Consider the following 13,904-nt stretch of genomic DNA (forward strand, 5'->3'; position numbering starts at 1 on the left):
AAGTCAGGAGACGGTGGGACGCAGGTCAGCCCGCACCGCGGTCGGCCAGCAGGCCGCGCAGATCGGCCGGCAGGCGGGCCCGGCCGCGCGGGCCCAGCCAGCGCGCGGCATTGCCGAACGCGATCGCCGCCTGCCCGGCCGCCGTGAAGCCGGCCTCGGCCAGGCGCTGCACCGGCCGTGGCTCGTGGAAGTTGAACGGGTGATCGGTGCCCAGCAGCAGGCGCTCGACACCGAAGCGCTCGGCCAGCAGGCGCAGTTGTGCGGCATCGAAGACCAGGGTGTCCACGTGCAGCCGGCGCGCGGTCTCGACCGGCGGCTCGGCCATGGTCTCGCGCAGCGCCGGGAACACCTGCCAGCCCTGCTGCAGCCGTGGCAGCAGCGCCGCCAGCGTGCCGCCGCCATGGCTGAAGGCCAGGCGCAGGCCGGGCCAGCGGGCCAGCAGGCCGCCGGTGATGACCGAGGCCGCGGCCAGGCCGACGTCGGTCGGGTAGGCCAGCACCTGCTGCAGCGGCGCCGGGCCCAGCAGCCGGTCCATGCCCGTCGGCTTGAGGGCATGGACGAAGACCGGCACATCCAGCGCCACGCAGGCCTCGAAGAAGGGCAGGAAGTGCGGATCGCCGATCGGACGGCCGTTGACGTTGCTGCCGATCTCCACGCCGACCAGGCCCAGATCCTCGACGGCGCGGCGCAGCTCGGCCACGGCCGCATCCAGCGCCTGCAAGGGCACGGCCGCCAGCCCCAGCAGCCGCCCGCCGCCATCGGCGCAGACCTCGGCCGTGTGGGCGTTGAGGAAGCGGATCAGCGGCGCGGCCTCGGCCAGATCCCGCCAGTACGACAGCAGCTCGGGCATCGGCGAGACCAGTTGCGCCCCCAGCCCCATCGCCGGCAGATCGGCCAGCCGCCGCGGCGCCGACCAGCAGCGCTCGTCGACCGTGCGGTAGTGGCGGCCGTCCACCAGGATCTGGCGTTGGCACAGGCCGCGGGCCGGCGGTGCGTCGGCCGTGCCCAGCCGCGCCACGTCGGCCGGAAAGCGCGCCGGCACCAGATGGGCATGGATGTCGAGGCCGCAGGCGCACGGCGCCGGCCCGTCGGCCAGGCCGGCGCCGAGCCCGGCGGCGGGCACCGGCCGCAGGGCGGAAGCGGGCGGGGAAACGGACGGGGGAACGGGCGGGGAAGCGGTGGCCATCTGCGGGCTCCGTTCAGGCCGTGCCCAGCCCGGCTGCCTCGGCCCCGGCGCGCACGATCTGCTCGTCCTCGTCGCCGGTGCCGCCGGATGCGCCCGCCGCACCCAGCACGCGGCCCTGCGCATCGCGCAGCAACAGCGCGCCGGTCTGCGGGATGAAGGGCTGCGAGGCGGTGGCCGCCACCGCCTGGAAGAAGGCCGGCAGGCCCTGCGCCCGCTCGGCCAGCGTGCGGCTGGACGCGCCCATGCCGATGGCCGCGCCCGCCTTGCCGAGCGCGATCTCCAGCCGCAGCGCGGTGGCGCCGTCCTCCCGCGCGCTGGCCACCGGCTGGCCCGCCGCATCGACCACCACCACGCCCATCGGCCGGAAGCCCGCCGCGCGCGCCGCCGCCAGCGCCCCGTCCAGCACCGCCCGGGCCTGGGCCAGCGTCAGTCCGCTCATCGTCACTCCTGATGCGAAATCGTGTTGCAGCTCAGTTTATATACAAAACATGATTCAACACCAGTCTTTGACATGATTGACAGGCTCCCGCGGCTGTGTACATTCGCGCGACCATGGCCCGCCCATCCCGAACCGCCCTGCCCGCCGCCGACACCGCCCCCGGCATCGCCCCGGCCGCCACCCGCGCCACCAGCCTGACCGACGAACTGCGCAACGACCTGCTCGACGGCGTGTGGCGCCCCGGCAGCAAACTCGCCATCGAGGCCCTGGCCGAGCGCTACGCCACCAGCGCCACCCCGCTGCGCGAGGCGCTGAACCGCCTGATCGCCGACGGCCTGGTCGAACGCCGCGAACAGCGCGGCTTCGCCGTGGCCGGCATCAGCGCCGCCGATCTGGAGGAGATCACCCGCACCCGCTGCTGGCTGGAGGAGACCGCCCTGCGCGAATCCATCCACCACCGCGACGTGGCCTGGGAGGAAGGCCTGGTGCTGGCCCTGCACCGGCTGCAGCGCACACCGCGCTCGGCCTCCGAGGCCGGCTACGCCTTCAACCCCGAGTGGGAGACGATGCACCGCGCCTTCCACCGCGCACTGATCAGCGGCTGCCGCTCCCGCTGGCTGCTGGGTTTCTGCGAGCAGCTGACCGATCAACACCAGCGTTATCGCCGCCTGGCCGCCAGCCGCTCGGCCAGCCAGCGCCCGGTGCTGGACGAGCACCGCGCGATCTGCGATGCCGCCCTGGCCGGCCAGGCCGACGAGGCGGTGGCGCTGCTGCAGGGGCATTACCGGCGCACGGCGGCGGTGCTGCTGACCGACGGGGGCCTGTTCGCCGCGGCCCCGCCGCGCACCGGAGCCGCCGATGCCTGACCGCAAGCAGACCATCCAGGGGCAGGACGCCCTGCTGATCACCGGCGGCCAACAGCTGCGCATCGGTGGCGCCAGTGACACCCGGATCGGCAGCCAGCTGACGCTGAGCGTGGGCGGCAGCCAGGCCGTGCGGATCGAGGGTCAGGCCCGGACCGTGGTCGGCCAGGACCTGCACCTGGAGGCCAGGGCCGTGACCGTCCAGGCCACCGAGCGGCTGGAGCTGCGCTGCGGCGCCGCCCGCATCGTGCTGCACCACGACGGCCGCATCGAGATCCTGGGACAGGACGTGACGCTGGAGGCGCAGGGGCGGCTGGATGTCAAGGGCCGTGCCGACACGGTGATCGTGGGGCGGAAGGTCGACGCGGGCTGACCCAGCGGCTACCGGACCGTCACCACGTTGACCCACAGTGGCCACGGGTGCGCACTGACCGCGCCGGGCACCGGGCACCGGGCGTTGGGCAACAGCGCGATGGGATGCGGGTCCGGGTTCGGCGTGATGGGGTGCAGCCCGTGCGGGTGAGGCACCTCGGCCGGCGTCACGACACGGGCCCGGGCCGGCTCCAGGGCTGCACGGATGGCAAGGCCCACCCCACCAGAGCCCCCGTGCCACCCAGGGACGCCGGCACGGGGATCATCCGGGCATCCAGCGGCTCGGGCCGGCTCGGGCCTGAAAGGCCCCGCGCTCAGACCTTCTTGACGTACGCCGACTTCAGCTGCATCGCCCCGATGCCGTCGATGCGGCAGTCGATGTCGTGGTCGCCGTCGGTCAGGCGGATGTTCTTGACCTTGGTGCCGACCTTGACCACCTGCGACGAGCCCTTGAGCTTCAGGTCCTTGACCACGGTCACGGTGTCGCCGTCCTGCAGCACCTGGCCGTTGGCGTCGCGGATCACGCGCTCGCCGCTGTCGGCCACCGCGGCCTCCGGACCGCCGGCCGTCCACTCATGCGCGCACTCGGGGCAGATCAGCAGCGTGCCGTCGGTGTAGGTGAAGGTCGAGGCGCAGCTCGGGCAGGGCGGCAGGGTGCTCATGGGGACGCTCGCGTGGCGATGACGAAGGGGGGCGGATTGTCACCGCAGGCCATGACGGCCGAGCCCCGCGACGCACCGCGCTCAGAACATCCGCACCGCCGCCGCCATCGCGATGCCGGCCGCGATCGCCGGCAGCGGCCGGCGCGAGATCAGCAGCACGGCCGCCGTGGTCAGCAGGGCCAGGCGGGCCGCGGCATCGCCGCGCAGCGCCACCGGCGCCAGCACGGCCACCAGCACCGAGCCCGACATCGCCGCGATGAAGCGCCGCACCCGCGGCCCGAACGGCACCCAGCGCATCAGCCAGACGCCGCCCCAGCGGGTGGCCAGCGTCACCAGCGCCATGGCCGCGATCAGCCCGGCCAGGCCCCAGCCCGAGGTTTCAAGCCACATCGTCGGCCTCCTCCGGCCAGCACAACCCGGTCAGACCACCGGCCAGCGCACCGGCCACCACGTGGCTGTTGGGTGGCAGCCAGCGCAGCGCGGCCAGCGCGGCCGCGGCCGCCACGGCCCAGATGACGACGCGGCGCAGATCGATGCGCCCGCCGAACGCCATCGACAGCAGGAAGCAGCCCATCACCATGTCCAGACCCAGGCGGTGGGGATCGGGCAGGCGGTCGCCGGCCAACGCACCGAGCCAGGTGCCGACGACCCAGCCCAGCCACAGCGCCAGCCCGCCGCCGGCCAGCAGGCCGAAGCCGGGCTGGCCGCGCTCCAGCGCCTGCTGGGCCCGCGCCCAGTTGGCATCGGAGGCCAGCAGCATCACGCCGTAGCGCCGGGCGGGCGGCAGGTGGCGCAGCCACGGATACAGACTGGCGCCCATCAGCAGATGGCGGGCATTGATCGCGAAGACGGTCAGCAGCAGCGGCGGCAGCAGGATGCGGGGCTGCCACAGGTCGAGTGCCGCGAACTGCGCGGCACCGGCGAACACCAGCGTGCTCATCAGCACCGCCCAGCCGGCCGCCAGCCCGTGCTGCGTGGCCGCCAGACCGAAGGCGGCACCGAAGACCGCGACGAAGACGCTGATCGGCAGCATCTGCCGGAAGCCGGCGTACAGCGCGTGGCGGTCGGTGGCCAGCACGGCCGCGGGATCGGCCACGGCCGGGCCGGGACATCGATGTTCAGGAGAAGAGGACATGGCGCGCACTGTGCCCGCCCGCCAGCCCGGCGACAAGCGCAAGGAGCGGCACGCAGCCATTCGATAATCGCGAGGATGCGTCGCCCGCCCGGCGGCGGAAACCCCGGCGAGGACGGCCGCCCGATGGCACGAGACGACCTGCAGATCGACTGGCTGGCCTGCCTGGTGGCGGTGGTCGATGCCGGCTCGCTGGCGGCCGCGGCGCTGGAGCTGCACCGCTCGCCCTCGGCCGTCAGCATGCAGATCAAGAAGCTGGAGCAGGCGGTCGGTCTGCGCCTGCTCGACCGCGGGCCACGCCGGCTGCAGCTCACGGCCGATGGCCAGACCCTGCTGGGCTACGCCCGCCGCATGCTGGATCTGCAGACCGAGGCGCGCGACGCGCTGCAGGGCACGGCGCTGTCGGGCCATGTGCGCCTGGGCGTGCCGGACGACTACGCGGCCACCTACCTGACGCCCGTCCTCAGGCGCTTCGCCGCGCGCCACGGCGGGGTGCAGATCGAGCTCGACTGCGAGCAGTCGACCGCGCTGATCCCGCGCGTGGCCCGCGGCGAGCTCGATCTGGCCCTGGTCTCGCGCGATCACGCCCGCCGCGGCAGCCTGCTGTTCCACGAGCCGATGGTGTGGGTGGGCTCACCGCAGTTCGAGCTGTGGCGGCGTGATCCGCTGCCGATCGCCGTCTACGAGGAGGCCAGCCTGGCGCGCCGCGGCGCGATCGAGTCGCTGGCCCGCCAGGGCCGCCGTTACCGCACGGTCTACAACAGCTCCAGCCTGGCCGGCCAGATCGCGGCGGTCGACAGCGGCCTGGCCGTGGCCGCGCTGACCCGCTGCAGCGTGCCGCCGCATCTGCAGGTCCTGGGCGCGGCCCAGGGGCTGGGGCCGCTGGCGCCGATGGAAGTCGCCGTCTACCGCAGCCGCGAGGCGCGCGCCAACCCGGCCGCCGCACGCCTGCACGATCTGCTGGTGCGCACCCTGCGTCAGGCCGGCTGAGGCGCCCCCCGCCGGGCCAGCCACCACAAGGCCGCAGCCAGCACCAGCAGCAGGCCGATCGAGCCCAGGTTCAGCCAGGTCCAGCCCTTGGAGGTGACCAGCGCCCCCGCGCCCAGCGAGGTGAAGGCCATGGTGACGTAGACCCAGAAGTCCATCGCGCCCTGGGCCAGGGTCTTCTCCTCGGGGCGGTAGGTCTGCGTCAGCAGCGTGGTGGCGCCGGTGTAGATGAAGTTCCAGCCCACGCCCAGCAGGGCCAGCGCGATCAGGAAGTGCGGCAGTTGCACGCCCGACAGCGCCACCGCCACGCACAGGGCGTAGAGCACGCCGCCGGTGGCCATGACCGGCAGCGTGCCGAACCGCCGGATCAGCGCGCCGGTGAAGAAACCGGGCGCGAACATGCCGATCACGTGCACCTCCAGCACCAGGGCCGTGCGCTCGAACGGATGGCCGCAACCGGCCATGGCCAGCGGCGTGGCGGCCATCAGCAGGTTCATCATCCCGTAGCCGATGGCCGCGGCGACCACCGCGACGATGAAGGCCGGCTGGCGCGCGATCTCGCGCAGGCTGCGGCCGGGGCGCTGCGGATCCGGCGCCTCCAGCGGCGGGAAGGGGATGGTGGCCAGGATCAGCAGCGCGACGGCCGCCAGCACCGCCAGCGCGTAGTAGGCCCCGGCGAACGGGATGGCCAGCAGATCCCGGCCGGCGTTGGCCAGATTGGGGCCGGCCACGGCGCCGATCAGGCCGCCGGTCATCACCCACGAGATCGCGCGGGTGCGGGCCTCGGGCCCGACCAGCTCGGCCGCGGCGAAGCGGTAGAGCCCCGCATGGGCGTTGTAATAACCGGCCGACAGCGTGGCCGCCAGCAGCAGGCCGAAGCTGTCGATCGTCACCGCCGCGGCGCAGGCCAGGGTGCTGAGGATGCCGACCGCCTGGCCGGCCTGGAAGGCCCGGCGCCGGCCCCAGGCCCGCTGGTGGCGGGCGACCAGCGGCGTGGCCAGGGCCCCGCCCACCACATAGCCCATCAGCGGCAGGGTGGCCATCCACGCCACGGGGGCCAGATGCAGGCCGACCAGGCCGTTGATGGCGATGAAGGTGACGTTGTTGGTCAGGAACAGGCCCTGGCAGATCACCAGGCGCAGCAGGGCCGCGTTCATCGGCGGGCCCCGGTCAGGTCGCGGAGCAGGCAGGGCAGACGGGTGGCGGTCATGGTCGGCGAGGAGTGGGTCGGCAGGACGGGCGGGCAGGACGGGAAGAGCGCCCGGACAGAACGGACGGGACGGGCGACGCCAGCCCGGCGAACGCCCGCTCCTGCACACCCGCGAGCCTGCCGTGGCGATTCTCGCCGCCGCGCTTGGGTAAGCTGACGCCGTCCCGCCGCGGCCACCGGCCACCGGCTGCCGCCCCCCGGCACCGCCACCGAGCCCGTCACCCAACCCGTCCCTCAACCCGACCCGCACCATGAAGCCGCTGTCCACCGCCGTCCGCACGCCCGCCCACCTCCTCCGTCGCACCGGTGCCTGCGCGCTGCTGGCCGCAGCCGCCCTCTGCGCCCTGCCCTGCGCCCGGGCCGAGACCATCGGCGAGGTCGACACCGTCTTCAAGCTGATCGGCCCCGACCACAAGATCGTCGTCGACGCCTACGACGACCCCAAGGTCACGGGCGTGACCTGCTATGTCTCGCGCGCCCGCACCGGCGGCATCAAGGGCGCCCTCGGCCTGGCCGAGGACAAGTCGGACGCGTCGATCGCCTGCCGCCAGGTCGGCCCGATCCGCATCGCCGAGCCACTCAAGGAGCAGGACGAGGTCTTCAGCGAGCGCCGCAGCCTGCTGTTCAAGCGCCTGCGGGTCATCCGCATGGTCGACCGCGAGCGCAACACGCTGGTCTACCTGACCTACACCGACAAGCTGATCGAAGGCTCGCCGCAGAACGCGGTGACGGCCGTGCCGGTGGACCGCGCAACGCCGATCCCGGTGCGCTGAGTCGCACCCGCGGCACCGACAAGGCCGCCGCACGCCTGCGGCCGGGGTCGCGGGCAAGGTCGTACCCGCGCCTCAGGCGCGAGCCTGCTGGCGCCTGACGATGGGCACCAGGCACAGCGCCCCCAAGGCCAGCAGTGCCGCACCGGCCGGCTCCGGCACCACCGATGTGGAGAGGATGGAGGCCGGCGGCAGGAACTCGGTGCGGTAGACGGTGGTCTGGCCGGTCTGCGGGTCATCGTAGGGCCAGAGGTAGTCGAAGCTCAGCGTGAAGCGCTCCCCGCCGTTGAATTGTGGGGAGCGGAAGCGCAGGTCGAAATCACCGTGGAAGTTCCCGGTCTCCGGCGTGGCACCCGGCGTCTGCCAGTTGTAAGGCGGCTGCTCGCCGAGCAGATCCTCGATGTAGCGGTACTCGAAATCCGGCAGATCCATGGGGATGATCGGGCCCACCGCGCCGACTGGCGTGACATGGATGCTGGCGATTCCGGGCTCGCCACCGACCTGGATCGACCAGCTCCACTGCTTCAGACCCGGACTCCAGACCGGGTCGCCGACCGTCACCTGCGGCGGTGCGGGAGGATCCGGTGTCACGGCCAGCGCCGGCACACCCGCCAAGCAGGCAACCAGCCCCACACAGCCCACGGTGGTCCACGAACGGTTCATGTTCACTCCTGGTGGTCACGGACGCTTCTTGACCGCCCCTGCCCCGCGCAGGGGGGCGACGCCCCCGCGACGCCATCAAGCCACCGATCGACGACGGTGCCGCTGCGCTGCGTCAAACGCGCCGTCGCAACGCTCATCCAACCTGGGTATGCGCGGCGCCGTGAAACGCCCTGGCTGTTCTGGACACCTGGACGGAGCGCTCGGCCTCGGTATTGGGTATTGGTATTGGCTTGGCCGTTGTCACGCCGGCCGCTTGAACGTCCATCGCGACAGCTTGCCGGTGTTCAGATCGCCTCGCGGACGGCCGCTTCCTGCGGCTCGAACGCCGTGCCCCTGAGCGTCAACGCCACCAGCAGCGCGACGGCCATCACCCCGCCGCCGATCTCGAAGCTGGCGGTGATGGCGTCGCGGAAGGCGTCGTGGACGACCGGCAGCAGCGCGGCGGGCAGGCCCTGGATCGCGTCCATGCCGCCGCTGAGAATGGCCTGGGCATCGAGTTGAGGATGCCGGGCCATGTCCTCGGCCAGCCGGCTGGCCATCACCCCGCCCGACACCGCCACGCCCAGCGCCCCGCCGAGCGAGCGGATGAAGGACATGCTGGCCGTGGCCACGCCCATCTCGGCCTGCGGCACCGCGTTCTGCACGATGGCCGTGGCGTTGGGCATCGCGATGCCCATGCCCAGACCGAGCAGCGCCAGCGCGGCCAGGAACCACGGGATGGCCGCGCCCTGGTGCGCCAGCAGGGCCAGCGCGCTGAGGCTGGCCGCCTCCAGCGCGATGCCGGTGGCCATGAAGACCTTGGGCCGGCCGCTGTCGGCCGAGAGCTTGCCGCCCAGGATGGAGCTCAGCAGCATGGTGGCGATCTGCGGCAGCATCATGTAGCCGGCCTGCGCCGGATCCAGCCCCAGCACCAGCTGGAAATACAGCGGCAGGAACACCATCGCGCTCATCATCGCGAAGCCCATGCAGCCCATCGTCACCGAGCCGACGGTGAACGAGCGGATGCGGAACAGGGCCAGCGACAGCAGCGGCTCGCTCGCCCGCCGCTCCTGCGCGATGAACAGCGCCATCAGCACCGCCACCGCGGCCACGCCGCCGAGCGCCGTCCATGACCACCAGCCAAAGGCGCTGCCGCCGAAGCTGCACAGCAGCAGCGCCAGCGAGGCCGCGGCCGACAGCAGCAGCGCACCGGCCACGTCGATGCGGTGCCGGGCCACCGGCCCCGAGCGCGGCAACGCGCGCCACACCAGCCACAACGCCAGCAGACCCAGCGGCAGGTTGACGTAGAACACCCAGCGCCAGCTCAAGGCCGTCGTCAGCCCGCCGCCCAGCAACGGACCGGCCACGGCCGACAGCGCGAAGGCCCCGGTGAAGATGCCCTGATAACGCACACGTTCACGGGCACCGACCACGTCGGAGATGACCGTCTGCACCAGCGTCATGATGCCGCCGGCCCCGATGCCCTGCAGCGCCCGGAAGCCGATCAACTGCCCCATCGACTGCGCCAGCCCGCACAGCGCCGAGGCCACGACGAACAGCGCGATGGCCGCCAGCAACAGCCGCCGCCGGCCATACAGATCACTGAGCTTGCCGACGATCGGCGTGCCGATGGTCGAGGTCAGCATGAAGGCCGTCACCACCCACGACAGGTGCGACAGACCGCCCAGTTCGCTGGCCATGCGCGGCAGCGCGGTATTGACGATGCTCTGGTCCAGCGAGGCCAGGACCATCGACAGCATCAGGCCGGAGAGGATCAGGGGCAGGTTGGGTGGTGGCGTCGTGGGGGCGGCAGGGTCGCCCTTGAGGTGTTCCGGTCTGGTGGACATGGCAGGCTTCGCGGGTATATGGTTGTTATTGTCAACCATTATCCGGTCGGATGCGTGGGCCCGCGGGCCTCGGGGGCAAAGGCCCTGCCGTGCACGCGTCCTTGCCACCCTTCCGGCGAAGTTGGCGCGCCATCCGGGCGCGTGACGGGATCACCCACGACTCAGAGCCAGCGCCCCGGATCCAGCAGGTGGTTGGGGTCCAGGGCGCGCTTGATGCGGGCCAGCAGGGCCACGTCATCGACCGGCGGCTGCGCCAGCGGACGCGGCCCGGGGACCACCGGGCCGGTGCGATCCGCAGGCCCGGCCGCCTCCGGTGGCGCCAGATGCAGCGTCACGCCGGTGACCACGCCCAGCGATCCCTGCCCTGCCAGGAACAGCGCGCCCAGGGCGGCGCTGCTCGCGCTGGCCTGCGCATCGGCAACACCCTGCCAGATCCGGCCATGCGGCAGCACCACCTCCAGGGCGAGCACCGCGGAGCCCCAGGCGGCCGCGTGCAGAGCCTCGCCCAGCGTCATGGCGCCCGTGCGGGTCAGGGTGAGCGGCAGGGCCAAGCCCCGCTCGGCGGCGGCGGCCTGCAGGGTGGCCAGCGGGGCACCGATGTCAGCCACCAGCTGCCCGTCGGCGGCGGACACGGCACGCAGCCGCTGCATGCGGTCGATGCGCAGCCGCAGCTGCGGGGCGGGCTCGCCGGCGTCCCGGGCCGATGCCGGCAGGCCCAGCGGAGTGCGGGTCTCGTGGCACCAGCGCAGCACGGCCGCACACTGGTCCCGGTCGGCAGGGGCGACCACGGCCGCAGCCCGGCCACCGACGTCCTGCACGCTCAGGCCTGCCGGCCCCACCAGAGCGACCAGCGCATCGAGATGGGCCGGCGTCATGCGGCATCACGCCAGCTGATGCGGCCCAGAGCCATGGCGGCGGCGGCCAGCGTGGGCTCCACCACCGGCATGCCCAGGGCCTGCTGCAGGGGCTCGCGCAGCCAGGCCATGCCGGCACAGCCCAGCACCAGCACCTCGGCACCATCGTCGTCGCGCAGCTGCCGGCCCACGGCCAGGGCCCGCGCCAGGGTCTGGCCACGGTCGCCCAGCTCCGTCACGCCCAGACCCAGGGCGCGCTCGCCGGCCAGCCGGGCGGCCACGCCCATCTCGGCCCAGCGCCGGTGGTGCCGCGGGATCGAGCCCGGCAGGATGGCCACCACCCCGAATCGTTGGCCCAGGGTCAGCGCGGTGAGCACGCCGGCCTCGCCGATGCCCAGCACCGGCCGCGGCAGCTGCTCGCGCAGCAGCGCCAGCCCGGGGTCGCTGAAGCAGGCGATCACGAAGGCCCCCGCGCTCGGTACCAGGGCCTGGGCCTGCGCCAGCAGCGGCAGCGTCACCCGGGCGATGTCCTGCTGGGTCTGCACCCCGGGCGGGCCACCCGGCAGGTCCAGGCAGACGATGGGGATGTGGCTGTGCCCCCGCATCGGCGCCAGCGCCGCATCCAGCCCGGCGGTGACGGCCGCCGTGCTGTTCGGATTGAGGATGTAGAGCGTGGGCGGTGCGTGATCTTTGGGCATGGCCCAGTCTAGGCAGCGCGCCCCCCGCTGCGCAGTGCCGGTTCGTGGGTCGCACTTGCCCTTCGGTTATGGGTGCGGGCGCCGATCGGGTCCCGATCTTGCCTAGGGTCTGACCGTCGTTCCACGAACGGACGACCCGTGCGAGGTCGTCCGCCAGTTTCCCAAGAGACCTGCGCATGAGCATCAACCTTCGACAGATCGAGGTCTTCCGGGCCGTCATGAGCACCGGGTCGATCAGCGGCGCCTCGCGCCTGCTGCACGTCTCCCAACCGGCGGTCAGCCGTCTGCTGGCGCACACCGAGACCCGGGTGGGCTTCGCCCTGTTCGACCGCGTCAAGGGACGCCTGTTCGCCACGCCCGAGGCCAAGCGCCTGTTCATCAGCGTGGAAGAGGTCTACCTCAGCGTGCAGCGCGTCAACGAGCTGGCGCACGACCTCTCGCTGCGCCAGGGTGGTGCATTGCAGATCCTGGCCAGCCCCAGCCTCGGGCAGCGGCTCGTGCCCAGGGCACTGTCCGAGTTCCGCACCGCCCACCCGGACACCCAGGTGACCTTCGAGTTCGTGCCCTATGCCGCCATGCTCGAACGCGTCGCCCAGCAGCAGGCCGACCTGGGCCTGCTGATCATGCCGGTGGACCACCCGAACCTGCAGGTGCGCGCCCTGGGCGAGGGGCGCATGGTCTGCCTGTGCCCCTACGACCACGCGCTGTCACGCAAGGCCACGCTGAGGCTGGACGACCTCGCACCCTATGGCCTGATCGGCTACGACCGCGAGACGCCGTTCGGACGCATGCTCGGCACGATGTACGAGCAGGCCGGTCTGGAGCTCCGCACCACCGTGTCCGTGGGCTCACCGCAGAACGCCTGCGCGCTGGTCGAGGCGGGCGTGGGCATCGCACTGGTCGACGAGTTCTCGGCCTACAGCTGGCCCAGCGGCGAGTTCGTGGTGCGGCCGCTGGCCGATGCGCCGACCTTCCCGGCCAACCTGCTGCACTCGCGCTTCGAGCCCTTGTCGCAGCGTGCCCAAGCCTTCGTGGACATCCTCGGCCGCCTTCTGCGGGCGGAGGGATTCGCCCCGTCGGACCGGTACGGCCAGGCGCCGGCCAGCGCCTCCGCGCTCGCCGCGGCCTGCGGCTGATCACGCAGCAGGCGTTAACGAGGGGTTATGCCCTCGCGATGAATCGGCACGCGACAGCCCCCCGGGCCTGCGCTCAACATGGACCCATCCTGTTGACGCCTGTTCGGGCGCGGAGCCACTGCCTTGATCCCTTCCCTTTCGCACGTCGCCAGCGCCCGTGACGCCTGCGGCGTGTTCACCATCTGCCCCACCCCGTTCACCGAGGACGGCCACGTGGACCTGGAGGCCATCGACCGCCTGGTCGCCCTGCAGGCCGCCATCGGCGTCGCCGGCCTGGCGGTGCTGGGCTTCCTGGGCGAGGCCCACAAGCTCTCGAACGCCGAGCGCGAGGCGGTGATCCACCGCTACCTGGCCGCCGCCGGCAGCCTTCCGGTGTGGGTGGGCGTGCGCGCACTCGGCACCGCCGGTGTGGTCGAGCAGGCGATGCAGGCGCAGGACGTGGGTGCAGCCGCCGTGTTCGCCGCGCCGCTGGACGGCGCCAGCGACGCGCTGCAGTTCGACCACTATGCGGCCATCGCGCGCGCGGTCCGGATCCCGGTCGTGATCCACGACTTCCCGGCCTCCTTCGAGACCGAGATCCGTCCCGAGGTCGTGGCCCGGCTGGCCCTCGAGGGCGGCGTCGACCTGATCAAGATGGAAGAGCCCCCCGTGGGCCAGAAGATCAGCCGCATCCGGGCCCTGTCGGGAGACCGCGTGCGCATCTTCGGCGGCCTGGGCGGCGTCTACTTTTTCGAGGAGCTGCAGCGTGGCGCCGTGGGCACCATGACCGGCTTCGCCTTTCCGGAGGTGCTGGTGGCGATCCACCGCTGCCACGCCGCGGGGGACGTGGCCGGCGCCGCCGCCCTGTTCGACCGCTACCTGCCGCTGATCCGCTACGAGTTCCAGCCGCGCATCGGCCTGGCGCTGCGCAAGCACGTCTACCTGCGCCGCGGCGTACTCGGCAGCGACCACCTGCGCGCGCCCGGCATGACGCTCGATCCGATCACCCGGCAGGAACTGGAAGCCACCGTGGCCCGCGTCGGCCTGCGGCTGGACGTGAGCGGCCCCCAGACGATCGATCTCGGCGGCCCTCGCGGCTGAGTCCCACCCCCTGTTGCGAGAGCCCC

16 protein-coding genes are annotated in these 13,904 nt (G+C 72.7%); 6 read left to right on the forward strand and 10 right to left on the reverse strand.

The features are described from left to right. Window positions 1–25 precede the first annotated feature (25 nt). Window positions 26–1,186 carry an amidohydrolase family protein gene (locus AACH11_RS11410; protein WP_341374354.1) on the reverse strand — a complete coding sequence of 387 codons (1,161 nt, stop codon included), beginning with the start codon at window positions 1,184–1,186 and terminating at the stop codon, window positions 26–28. Window positions 1,187–1,199: 13 nt separating this feature from the next. After that, window positions 1,200–1,625 (reverse strand): GlcG/HbpS family heme-binding protein, encoded by a 426-nt coding sequence (locus AACH11_RS11415; protein WP_341374355.1) that lies wholly within the window; start codon window positions 1,623–1,625, stop codon window positions 1,200–1,202. A gap of 113 nt (window positions 1,626–1,738) precedes the next feature. On the opposite strand from AACH11_RS11415, the gene AACH11_RS11420 reads away from it, so the two are divergent. After that, on the forward strand, window positions 1,739–2,491 hold the full coding sequence (locus AACH11_RS11420; RefSeq protein ID WP_341374356.1) for a GntR family transcriptional regulator: 753 nt from the start codon (window positions 1,739–1,741) through the stop codon (window positions 2,489–2,491). Further along, window positions 2,484–2,861 carry a hypothetical protein gene (locus tag AACH11_RS11425; RefSeq protein ID WP_341374357.1) on the forward strand — a complete coding sequence of 126 codons (378 nt, stop codon included), beginning with the start codon at window positions 2,484–2,486 and terminating at the stop codon, window positions 2,859–2,861. The genes AACH11_RS11420 and AACH11_RS11425 overlap by 8 nt, the downstream gene beginning before the upstream one ends. 313 nt (window positions 2,862–3,174) lie before the next feature. Here the strand turns inward: AACH11_RS11425 and AACH11_RS11430 are convergent, their stop codons facing one another. The 3 genes from AACH11_RS11430 to AACH11_RS11440 all read right to left on the reverse strand — a co-directional run bounded on the left by AACH11_RS11430 (window position 3,175) and on the right by AACH11_RS11440 (window position 4,618). Continuing rightward, window positions 3,175–3,522, reverse strand: a complete 348-nt coding sequence (locus AACH11_RS11430; protein ID WP_341374358.1) for a zinc ribbon domain-containing protein YjdM — start codon at window positions 3,520–3,522, stop codon at window positions 3,175–3,177. 81 nt (window positions 3,523–3,603) lie between these two features. Continuing rightward, the gene (locus tag AACH11_RS11435; protein ID WP_341374359.1) at window positions 3,604–3,912 is read right to left on the reverse strand and encodes an AzlD family protein; all 309 of its coding nucleotides are present in this window, start codon (window positions 3,910–3,912) and stop codon (window positions 3,604–3,606) included. Next, complete coding sequence (locus AACH11_RS11440; RefSeq protein WP_341374360.1) at window positions 3,902–4,618, reverse strand: AzlC family ABC transporter permease; 717 nt, start codon at window positions 4,616–4,618, stop codon at window positions 3,902–3,904. The genes AACH11_RS11435 and AACH11_RS11440 overlap by 11 nt, the downstream gene beginning before the upstream one ends. 162 nt (window positions 4,619–4,780) lie before the next feature. Between AACH11_RS11440 and AACH11_RS11445 the strand changes: the two genes are divergently transcribed. Beyond that, window positions 4,781–5,644, forward strand: coding sequence for a LysR family transcriptional regulator (locus AACH11_RS11445; RefSeq protein ID WP_341374361.1), 864 nt, complete (start codon window positions 4,781–4,783; stop codon window positions 5,642–5,644). On the opposite strand, the gene AACH11_RS11450 is transcribed toward AACH11_RS11445, so the two are convergent. Then, a complete protein-coding gene (locus AACH11_RS11450; protein ID WP_341374362.1) occupies window positions 5,632–6,798 on the reverse strand; it encodes an MFS transporter in 1,167 nt (388 codons plus the stop codon). The two genes, AACH11_RS11445 and AACH11_RS11450, sit on opposite strands and share 13 nt — an antisense overlap. Window positions 6,799–7,102: 304 nt before the next feature. Between AACH11_RS11450 and AACH11_RS11455 the strand changes: the two genes are divergently transcribed. After that, complete coding sequence (locus AACH11_RS11455; protein ID WP_341374363.1) at window positions 7,103–7,624, forward strand: CreA family protein; 522 nt, start codon at window positions 7,103–7,105, stop codon at window positions 7,622–7,624. 72 nt (window positions 7,625–7,696) lie between these two features. Here AACH11_RS11455 and AACH11_RS11460 read toward each other — a convergent pair whose 3' ends face one another. The 4 genes from AACH11_RS11460 to AACH11_RS11475 form a co-directional block, all read right to left on the reverse strand. Beyond that, a complete protein-coding gene (locus AACH11_RS11460; RefSeq protein ID WP_341374364.1) occupies window positions 7,697–8,284 on the reverse strand; it encodes a hypothetical protein in 588 nt (195 codons plus the stop codon). Window positions 8,285–8,568: 284 nt separating this feature from the next. Next, window positions 8,569–10,110: an MDR family MFS transporter gene (locus tag AACH11_RS11465; RefSeq protein WP_341374365.1), complete on the reverse strand. Its 1,542-nt coding sequence runs from the start codon at window positions 10,108–10,110 to the stop codon at window positions 8,569–8,571. A 161-nt stretch (window positions 10,111–10,271) separates the two neighbouring features. After that, the gene (locus tag AACH11_RS11470) at window positions 10,272–10,985 is read right to left on the reverse strand and encodes an FAD-binding oxidoreductase (protein WP_341374366.1); all 714 of its coding nucleotides are present in this window, start codon (window positions 10,983–10,985) and stop codon (window positions 10,272–10,274) included. Further along, window positions 10,982–11,662, reverse strand: a complete 681-nt coding sequence (locus tag AACH11_RS11475; RefSeq protein WP_341374367.1) for an aspartate/glutamate racemase family protein — start codon at window positions 11,660–11,662, stop codon at window positions 10,982–10,984. The genes AACH11_RS11470 and AACH11_RS11475 overlap by 4 nt, the downstream gene beginning before the upstream one ends. 176 nt (window positions 11,663–11,838) lie before the next feature. Between AACH11_RS11475 and AACH11_RS11480 the strand changes: the two genes are divergently transcribed. After that, window positions 11,839–12,798, forward strand: coding sequence for a LysR family transcriptional regulator (locus AACH11_RS11480; RefSeq protein ID WP_341374368.1), 960 nt, complete (start codon window positions 11,839–11,841; stop codon window positions 12,796–12,798). A 123-nt stretch (window positions 12,799–12,921) separates the two neighbouring features. Then, window positions 12,922–13,878 carry a dihydrodipicolinate synthase family protein gene (locus AACH11_RS11485; RefSeq protein WP_341374369.1) on the forward strand — a complete coding sequence of 319 codons (957 nt, stop codon included), beginning with the start codon at window positions 12,922–12,924 and terminating at the stop codon, window positions 13,876–13,878. The last annotated feature ends 26 nt before the right edge of the window (window positions 13,879–13,904 follow it).

Source organism: Pseudaquabacterium rugosum (assembly GCF_038066575.1).
GTDB classification, from domain to species: Bacteria; Pseudomonadota; Gammaproteobacteria; order Burkholderiales; family Burkholderiaceae_C; genus Pseudaquabacterium; species Pseudaquabacterium rugosum.